This is a genomic window from Vagococcus allomyrinae (assembly GCF_017829975.1).
Lineage (GTDB): Bacteria > Bacillota > Bacilli > Lactobacillales > Vagococcaceae > Vagococcus_D > Vagococcus_D allomyrinae.
Genome location: NZ_JAEEGA010000019.1, coordinates 121505 through 129263, shown reverse-complemented (window position 1 = coordinate 129263; position 7759 = coordinate 121505). Strand labels below are relative to the sequence as shown.

At 36.8% G+C, this 7759-nt stretch carries 11 protein-coding genes and 1 tRNA gene; 6 read left to right on the top strand and 6 right to left on the bottom strand.

From position 1 onward, the window contains the following. Positions 1-133 precede the first annotated feature (133 nt). Positions 134-206: transfer RNA gene (locus I6N95_RS22755), tRNA-Thr, on the bottom strand. Between the two features lie 246 nt (positions 207-452). Between I6N95_RS22755 and I6N95_RS22750 the strand changes: the two genes are divergently transcribed. After that, positions 453-1025 (top strand): YdcF family protein, encoded by a 573-nt coding sequence (locus I6N95_RS22750; RefSeq protein ID WP_209531747.1) that lies wholly within the window; start codon positions 453-455, stop codon positions 1023-1025. Positions 1026-1186: 161 nt separating this feature from the next. Then, positions 1187-1783 (top strand): nitroreductase family protein, encoded by a 597-nt coding sequence (locus I6N95_RS22745; RefSeq protein ID WP_209531745.1) that lies wholly within the window; start codon positions 1187-1189, stop codon positions 1781-1783. A 71-nt stretch (positions 1784-1854) separates the two neighbouring features. Here the strand turns inward: I6N95_RS22745 and I6N95_RS22740 are convergent, their stop codons facing one another. The 5 genes from I6N95_RS22740 to I6N95_RS22720 all read right to left on the bottom strand — a co-directional run bounded on the left by I6N95_RS22740 (position 1855) and on the right by I6N95_RS22720 (position 4030). Then, complete coding sequence (locus tag I6N95_RS22740; RefSeq protein WP_209531744.1) at positions 1855-2262, bottom strand: GNAT family N-acetyltransferase; 408 nt, start codon at positions 2260-2262, stop codon at positions 1855-1857. Next, positions 2259-2771 (bottom strand): gamma carbonic anhydrase family protein, encoded by a 513-nt coding sequence (locus tag I6N95_RS22735; RefSeq protein ID WP_209531742.1) that lies wholly within the window; start codon positions 2769-2771, stop codon positions 2259-2261. The genes I6N95_RS22740 and I6N95_RS22735 overlap by 4 nt, the downstream gene beginning before the upstream one ends. A gap of 13 nt (positions 2772-2784) precedes the next feature. Continuing rightward, on the bottom strand, positions 2785-3039 hold the full coding sequence (locus tag I6N95_RS22730; RefSeq protein WP_209531739.1) for a hypothetical protein: 255 nt from the start codon (positions 3037-3039) through the stop codon (positions 2785-2787). A 109-nt stretch (positions 3040-3148) separates the two neighbouring features. Next, a complete protein-coding gene (locus I6N95_RS22725) occupies positions 3149-3325 on the bottom strand; it encodes a hypothetical protein (RefSeq protein ID WP_209531737.1) in 177 nt (58 codons plus the stop codon). Positions 3326-3340: 15 nt separating this feature from the next. Continuing rightward, complete coding sequence (locus tag I6N95_RS22720; RefSeq protein WP_209531735.1) at positions 3341-4030, bottom strand: NAD(P)H-dependent oxidoreductase; 690 nt, start codon at positions 4028-4030, stop codon at positions 3341-3343. 666 nt (positions 4031-4696) lie between these two features. Here I6N95_RS22720 and I6N95_RS22715 point away from each other — a divergent pair. The 4 genes from I6N95_RS22715 to I6N95_RS22700 all read left to right on the top strand — a co-directional run bounded on the left by I6N95_RS22715 (position 4697) and on the right by I6N95_RS22700 (position 7454). Beyond that, a complete protein-coding gene (locus tag I6N95_RS22715; protein WP_209531733.1) occupies positions 4697-5005 on the top strand; it encodes a hypothetical protein in 309 nt (102 codons plus the stop codon). Between the two features lie 121 nt (positions 5006-5126). Further along, positions 5127-5732, top strand: a complete 606-nt coding sequence (locus I6N95_RS22710) for a DUF4352 domain-containing protein (RefSeq protein WP_209531732.1) — start codon at positions 5127-5129, stop codon at positions 5730-5732. 386 nt (positions 5733-6118) lie between these two features. Beyond that, entirely contained in the window at positions 6119-6637 is a 519-nt protein-coding gene (locus I6N95_RS22705) for a hypothetical protein (protein ID WP_209531730.1), read from the top strand. 544 nt (positions 6638-7181) lie between these two features. Further along, entirely contained in the window at positions 7182-7454 is a 273-nt protein-coding gene (locus tag I6N95_RS22700; protein ID WP_209531728.1) for a hypothetical protein, read from the top strand. Positions 7455-7759: the final 305 nt, after the last annotated feature.

Sequence of the window (7759 nt, the reverse complement as noted above, 5' to 3'; positions counted from 1 at the left end):
TAAGGAAGATGACTGTCGCAAGACAGTGTTTTAATAAAAATAAGCAAAGAAATAAGGACACAAAAATCAGTTTTCTGATTTTTGCGTCCTTATTATCATGGTTGAGACTTATGGGTCAGCCTCTTTCCGTATATGCCGGCTATAGGAATCGAACCTACGACCTACGCGTTACGAGTGCGTTGCTCTACCAACTGAGCTAAACCGGCAAGCTAATGTCTACTGAAAAGTATAAGACTAATCGAATTATTTGTAAAGAGGCATTTTCATTTTTTAGCAATTAATCATAATTCGCCACCCCTCTCTCTTTTAGACTAAGGACTTAACTTAGAAAAACCGTTCCTGACGTGATAACTTATATAAAATTTAGCTTTTAACTAATAAATACTTCATAACTTTCAGGTATCATAATGATTAACTTGAAACTGATATGTTTTACTAAAGGAGATGACCCTATGAGAAAAGTCAAAAAATTGATTATTGCTCTAATTGCTATTGGTATTATTTATGGTGGTGTCGTGTTCAGCCTCATCCTCAGTGCTGCCAAAGAAGAACCTCAACCAAATGCGGACTCACTGATTATCTTAGGCGCTCAGGTAAGAGGAACTCCTGCCGTCCCTAGCCCTGTACTAAAAGAACGACTGGATACAGCTCTGACATATATTGAAGATAACCCAAACACTCAAATTGTCGTCTGCGGTGGTCAGGGAGCTGATGAATCTGATTCTGAAGCAAATGTTATGGCGACCTATTTAATTGAGCACGGTGTCCCAGACACAAACATCATCAGAGAAGATGATTCTACTCGTACAATGGAAAATCTGATGAATGCTGAGCATGAAACAACCTTGGGCAAAACCGTGATCGTCTCAAATGATTTTCATATTTATCGAGCTAAAATGCTGGCGAATCGAATTGGGATTAAAGAGGTTAGCGGGTTAGCTGCCAAATCAGAAACTTCGGCAAAATATGTCACTTACGCACGTGAGGTTATTGCTCTGGGATATGGCTTAGTATTTGATTGGTAGACCGCTAAAAAGATTCTTACTTTTAGTGAGCATTTAATTTCACTTATGAATAGTAAGCATGTATACTGTAAAAGTAATCAAAATTTCAGAAAAAAATCAAGGAGCGATCATTTCTATTTTCAGAAAGATTCATCCTTTAAAATGACAAGGAGAGTTTATTTATGACAACATTTATCGACGCACTAAAAAACAGACGCTCAATCTACGGGATTGGCAAAGACATTAGCTTAACAGAGGCTGAATTAGAAAACATCATTCAAACTGCTGTTAAAGAAAGTCCTTCTTCATTCAATTCTCAAACATCACGTGTGGTAATTCTTTTAGATGATGCTCACGCTAAATTATGGTCAATCGTTGAAAATACCTTAAAACCCTTAACACCTGCTGAAGCATTTCCAAGTACTCAAGAAAAATTAGCAGGCTTTGCAGCTGGTAAAGGAACTATTTTATTCTTCGAAGATACTGATGTGGTTAAATCATTACAAGATCAATTTGCCTTATATGCGGATAATTTCCCAATTTGGTCTGACCAAAGCACTGGTATTGCTCAACATTCTGTCTGGGTAGCCTTAGCTGAACAAAATATTGGTGCAAGTCTACAACATTACAATCCAATTATTGACGCTGAAGTAGCCTCAACTTGGGATATTCCAGCTAACTGGAAATTAACTGGTCAAATGCCTTTCGGTTCTGTTGAAGCAACCGCTGGCGAAAAAGAATACATGGATGATAGCGCCCGTTTCCGTACAATTAAATAGTAAGCTGACTCTCTTTACATAGAACCAGCCAAAAAAAGATTACCAGTTTAACGCTGCTGGTAATCTTTTTGTTATTTAAAAATAGCAAATGAAACAGCTTGTCCTTGATCACAAGAGTTAAACCCATGTTTTTCATAAAAATGCCGAATATCTGGCGCTTCTTCGGTCATTAAGACTGTTTGCCGAACCTCTTGATACTCTGCTAATATTCTCTTCATCAATTCGGAACCAATTCCTTTTCCATGAAATGTCGGATTAACTAGGATGTCTTGGATGTAGACGATGGTTTGACCATCGCCAACCACTCGTATTAAGCCGACTAATCGATCCTCTTGCCATGCGGTCACCACTTTTAACGAATTGGCTACACCCTTTTTTAATCTCGCAAAGTTAGCGGTATAGGAAACCCAACCAACGCTTTGATAAAGGTCCATTAGTTGTTCGGACTCAATTTCCTTGATCTCTCGATAAGTTATCATATAGTTACATAACCTTCCGGTGTCAGCTCAACGGCTTTCCCTTGAAATTGTTTGGCGTTTTCGACATAGGCCAAGGCATTTTGTGTAATTCCCGCTATTTCTTCTGCTGTTAAGTGGCGGACAAATTTTGCAGGACTTCCCATTACCAAGGAATTAGCTGGAATTTCTTTGTTCTCCGTGATTAACGAGTTAGCTCCAATAATGGTATTTTCACCAATAACGGCATTATTCATAATCGTCGCCCCCATTCCCACAAGAACGTTATCCTTAATGCGGCAACCGTGGATAATACAATTATGACCCACAGTCACATTTTTCCCAATAACTGTGGGGCTTTTTATGTCCACATGAACAACTGCCCCATCCTGAATATTCGTTCCTTCACCGATTTCAATTTGATTATAGTCGCCTCTGATAACAGCTTGAAACCAGATATTACTTTTAGCAGCAAGTTTAACTTTTCCGACAACATCTGCACTCTGAGCAATAAAAATTGACTGATCAACCATAGATAATCTCTCCTTACTTATTTACTAATAGAATAAAATTGGGCTTCCGTGCTAAAGGCAGGTCATCCTCGCCAATCACTAGTGTCTGTTTGATATCTTTTGTGCGAATAGCAAATAGACTACCAGAAGCTCGACTCTCTACTGCTAATAACTTTTTATCGTTTACTTCATCGATCAATCGCCAAAACAACTTACGGATTTCTTCTTGGGAATGTCCTTCAACATAATATTTTTCATTATCATTTGTTGAAATTTCGATATAATGCATCAGCCTTCTCCCCTTCTTTTATCTTATTTTCATTTTATCACATTCATAACTAAATAGAAGGCCTTCTCCCTATCTGATTTTTTATAGGGAACCTTCAAAGGAGTCAAATTTACCATTTATTGGGACTCCACAATGAGCCATCTAATTCCCCTGCCAATTGCTCCTGACGATGAGCTTGCTCTTTGACCAATTCAACGACTGAAAAAAATAAAGCCTTTTGTTTATAATCGCGGCTGGACGAAGCCAAATCTAATAATTCTGTTACTAGCCAATCGGTTGTTTCCACTTGTCATCTTCCTTTCTAAAACTCTGTTAACGTCGCTTTTAAATCAGCTAGGATGTCCTGCCGCTCACTCAGTTCAGTAATGATCGCTTCTAGCCTGGCTCTTTTTTCTATCGGTAGGCTTTTTGGATCTGTCGTTTTTAAGGCTTGAATGATCCAGTTAGTTCGATTCTCAAGAGAAGCTGGTTGAAGCCCTGTCAGATAAAACTGATAATCAATCAAAAGTTGTTGTTGCTGTCTCTCAGATAGGTAGACAAACTGATGAATGCTAAAATGTGGTAAATAACTCATCCCCATATGATGGGCAACTGCTTGATACGGACGAGTTAATTCATCGACTGTAAAAGATTCTCTTCCACCAGCCCGATATTCAGACTCACTTACCCCAATTGTTAGAACCAACCCAAACTCTTTTCCTTTCAAGATGGTTCCCTCTGGTCGATAAAAATCATCACCAGCAAAAACAACGTCTTGCCATTCTTTTAAAATAGAAGGAGAGCTGTACCAATAAAAAGGAAATTGAAAAATAATACGTTGATGCTTTTTTAAAAGCTCTTGCTCTGCTTGACGATCGATCTTGCCATCTGGGTAATGACGGTCTAAATGATGGACGGTCACATTTTCAAACTGTTCAACACTGTTGAGTAAAAATTGTTGACTTCCAGATTCACTAATATTGGGATGTGCTAAAATCACTAATGTTTTCATGATAACCTCCTGATTGTGCTGCTCATTTCGAATAGTGCTATTATAACCTAACTTATTGTTTCCAAGTTAATCTTCCGCTTGCCAATACTAAAGGCCTTGCGACGAGTATCATTATTTGCATATTTACCGATTATTGTAGATAAAAGGACCCTTATATAATATAATTAGCTGTTGTCTTTGACCAAAAAGGGTAAATTTTTTTACCATTCCCTCTTTTTGGTCAACGACAAATAACCTCTCGAGGAGGTTTTTCCATAGAAATAGGCCCAGCAGGATTTTTTAACGTTATACGCTTCTTGATCGAGTCTCTAACGTCTTCACGATCGCCTTTAAGTTAAGCCTGCCAGACCATATTCTGTTAATAAGGAGTTACTCAAATTCCCACTTCCTTTTCTTTTGAAATCATTTAGACTCCTATTGAACAAACATCGGCTTTTGCCTTTGATGATTTGTTCTGACAGCCACCGCATCTAAACGAATTGGTTTCTTCTAACTGCCCTTTAGGGAATTTCTATGACTCCTTATAATTAATTTATACCATCTTTTTAAATAAAAAGCAAACGTTTACACTTCTCGGAAATAAAATCAACAGCAATTTCCGCTCAAACATGTTACAATAAGTGTCTTGCGGTAGTTGACGCAATAAAGATACGAAGTAGGTGTAAAATGACAATTAATGAATTTATCGACTATATTGAACAACAATTAACTAGTAAGGAATCCTTTTATGGTAAGGCCATGGATGATCAACTGGCACGAAATTCCCGACGTGCGCCTGCTAAACGATGGAACGAAGTTAAAATGACTCGAGTGATTGACAAACAGTGGAAAGAGCTACTGACAAATATTTACAACCAAATTCGACCAAATGTAAAAAAAACAACTGAGCCTGAAGATGGCTGGATCGAGTACATCGCTCAAGATGATTTTGTTGACTCTATTAATGAATCTATTTACGAAATTGAATTTGAATAAATAACATTCCGCGTGGTTTTAGTATACTGCTTAAGTCATCATGGATCAGGTTTTTATTTCTCTTAATGTCTGTCTTATGCTATGATTAATCATAAATTATTTGGGAAGTGGGGCGTTTTACATGAAAAAAACAACAGTCATCTCCGTTTTAGTTATCAGCCTACTATTATTAGGTGCATGTGGCACTAATAAAAAAAAGGCAGATGTAAAACCGGCTAAAGTGGAAAATACTAAAAAATCAACAACTAAAAGTTCGACAAGTCAATCCGAAAAAGAAGTTGAAACAAAGGGTGTTATTTCGCGAGCAGACTTTGAAACCAATTGGTCTGAGGAATGGCATGGTTTGACCACTACTATTACCAATGTCTCCATTGTAAAAATGGAAGCTGACACAATGGCTCAATCAGGACTAAAAGGTGAAGGTATGGTGGCACTTAAATTTGTTTTAGAAAACAATGGCGAAGCAGATCTTAGTAGCTATCCTGATCAAGCTACTTTAGTCATTGATGGACAGCAAATTGACTCCAATATGGCTGTTAGTGACAGTGTCGGTGGTGAAATATTGACTGGTGTCAAAAAAGAAGGAGCTGTTATTTTTGATGTTCCTACTTTAACTGATCCAACTGCTATTTCTGAGATCCGAGTTAAATGGCAATCTTCTGATACTCAATCAGAAGATCTGGATGATATGTTTAAAGATAACGACGTGACGATTACTTTAAAGTAAGGTTTCAAAAAAAGCGATAGCCTAGTAGACAGTACTTTTTAAGAAACGGAAAATCGAATTGTACATAATAACTAATTATTATATAGCCTTTTATGATTAAACAATGTATAATTGTGATGTTAGCATCCTATACACACAACTCGTAAATAACTCTATTTCAAAGCTAGCGAACAGCTCTCCTGTGAACTCACAGAAGAGCTGTTCGCTAGCTTTTTCGATTATCCCCTGATTATTTGACTCCCTCCCTTTCGCTTCTTATGATCGACTAACAGTTCAAAGCGATATGAGAATGAGCATCGATAAAAAGAACTGTCTTTTGTGCCTATTTTGGTTTATACTTAACGTCTTGGTATAAATTTCGAAAAAGTTTAAAAAAGGAGTATTACATGAAAAAGAAAAGTTATGCACTATTAATTACCTCACTAGCAGTGATCAGCTTAGGGGCTTGTTCAAACGCTTCGAACACATCAAACAAAACGGTTTCCAAAACAGTCGCTTCATCATCTTCAACGACTGTAGAATCCTCGACAGAAACGGAATTCTCATCAATAACTGAGGCCACAACAGAATCAGGGAACTCTCAAACCTTTAAGCTTATGATAGAAGCCGCTCAATCTCAAGTTCCAGCCTTAAAAACTCAAGCTGGAGAGATGTATTCTGATATAAAAATTGAAGAAGGTGAAGACAGTACGATTATCTATTCTTACACCTTTGCTCAAAAAGCTGAAGTAGCAGTCGATCAAGAAGCTTTAAAACCAACAATGGTCAAAGCAATGAAACCAGTTATTGATGGCGCCAAAGGCATGATTCCAGATGTAAAAATCCAAATAATCTACCTTAATCCAGATTCCTCAGAAATCGCTAACATGACTATTACACAAGAAGACACTGATAAAATCGAGTAAAAGTCTCAGTCAATGACGCGAGTTTGAAAAAGTTGGACGATTGTTCTAACTTTTTCAAACTTTTTTAGCTTTACTCGAAAAGTGTGTCATTAGTCCTCTCAACTAGCGGAAATATTGGACTACTTACGTGAAGAAATAGCCACTTACCTATTCATAAATAGTGTGTTAAATTTAAATTAACTACCGAAGTTAATTTACCTTTCCTGAGAAATATTTTACACAATCTAAAATCGGTAGCAAGCAGTCAGGATTCCCATTTCCTGACTGTCTTTTTGGGAATCTGACGATTTAGCATTAAAGCTATACATAGTAGTGTCTGATCGTTGGAAAAAGAGAATTGCAGAAAGTTATCGCCTTACTTTGACAACACCCCAAAAAATCATCCAAACATTAGCTTTTCTTATACATTCCCCCTTACCTAACATACAAAGCATTCAGACCCTAATATAGATTTATCGGTCGCCTACAAACATTCTCGTTTTGCACTTGAATTTATGGTAAAGTTAGGTTGCATTAGTTCATATCTTAGTCGGGGGCCGCTACTATGAAAGTTAAAATATTTATTGTTATATTAGCTATATCTTTAATCGGGATTGGTGGTTATTCAATATCACAATATTCCAAAATAAATACCTTACTCTCGGAGAACAAAAAATTAGAGGAACAAATAAAAAAAGACACTCAAGCCTTTACTTCCGAACAAAATAAATCAGATGTCGCATTTAAAGAACTGTATGATGCTACAACTTTAGAAATAAAAGAACTGAAAGCAACTCAAAAGAACAACAAGAAGACACTGAACTTACTGACAAAATAACTGATGAGCCTGTTTTAAATGAAGAACCTATTTTAACTGTTGAAGACCTTATGAAAGACTATCCAGCTTAGGACGTTGACTCTGGAAAAACACTTGCTGATTATAATAACGAAAGAAAAACTGAAGCTAATATTGTTATTAGCGGGGTCATACTAATCGAATAAATTGGCAAACTTTTTAATCCATATAGCTCCTATTAAATAATGACGATCAATCGTTAAACTTCCAGCTAAAAAGAAGCTGAAAGCACCACTCTCTGCTCGTCATTATGTTGATAATCCAATGGAACTATATGTTCGGATTAT

Excerpts from the sequence above, each read along its gene's own strand:
- I6N95_RS22705 (WP_209531730.1), top strand. The coding sequence starts at position 6,119 with ATGAAAAAGAAAAGTTATGCACTATTAATTACCTCACTAGCAGTGATC.
- I6N95_RS22740 (WP_209531744.1), bottom strand. The coding sequence starts at position 2,262 with ATGATAACTTATCGAGAGATCAAGGAAATTGAGTCCGAACAACTAATG.
- I6N95_RS22750 (WP_209531747.1), top strand. The coding sequence starts at position 453 with ATGAGAAAAGTCAAAAAATTGATTATTGCTCTAATTGCTATTGGTATT.
- I6N95_RS22730 (WP_209531739.1), bottom strand. The coding sequence starts at position 3,039 with ATGCATTATATCGAAATTTCAACAAATGATAATGAAAAATATTATGTT.
- I6N95_RS22715 (WP_209531733.1), top strand. The coding sequence starts at position 4,697 with ATGACAATTAATGAATTTATCGACTATATTGAACAACAATTAACTAGT.
- I6N95_RS22720 (WP_209531735.1), bottom strand. The coding sequence starts at position 4,030 with ATGAAAACATTAGTGATTTTAGCACATCCCAATATTAGTGAATCTGGA.
- I6N95_RS22735 (WP_209531742.1), bottom strand. The coding sequence starts at position 2,771 with ATGGTTGATCAGTCAATTTTTATTGCTCAGAGTGCAGATGTTGTCGGA.
- I6N95_RS22700 (WP_209531728.1), top strand. The coding sequence starts at position 7,182 with ATGAAAGTTAAAATATTTATTGTTATATTAGCTATATCTTTAATCGGG.
- I6N95_RS22710 (WP_209531732.1), top strand. The coding sequence starts at position 5,127 with ATGAAAAAAACAACAGTCATCTCCGTTTTAGTTATCAGCCTACTATTA.
- I6N95_RS22745 (WP_209531745.1), top strand. The coding sequence starts at position 1,187 with ATGACAACATTTATCGACGCACTAAAAAACAGACGCTCAATCTACGGG.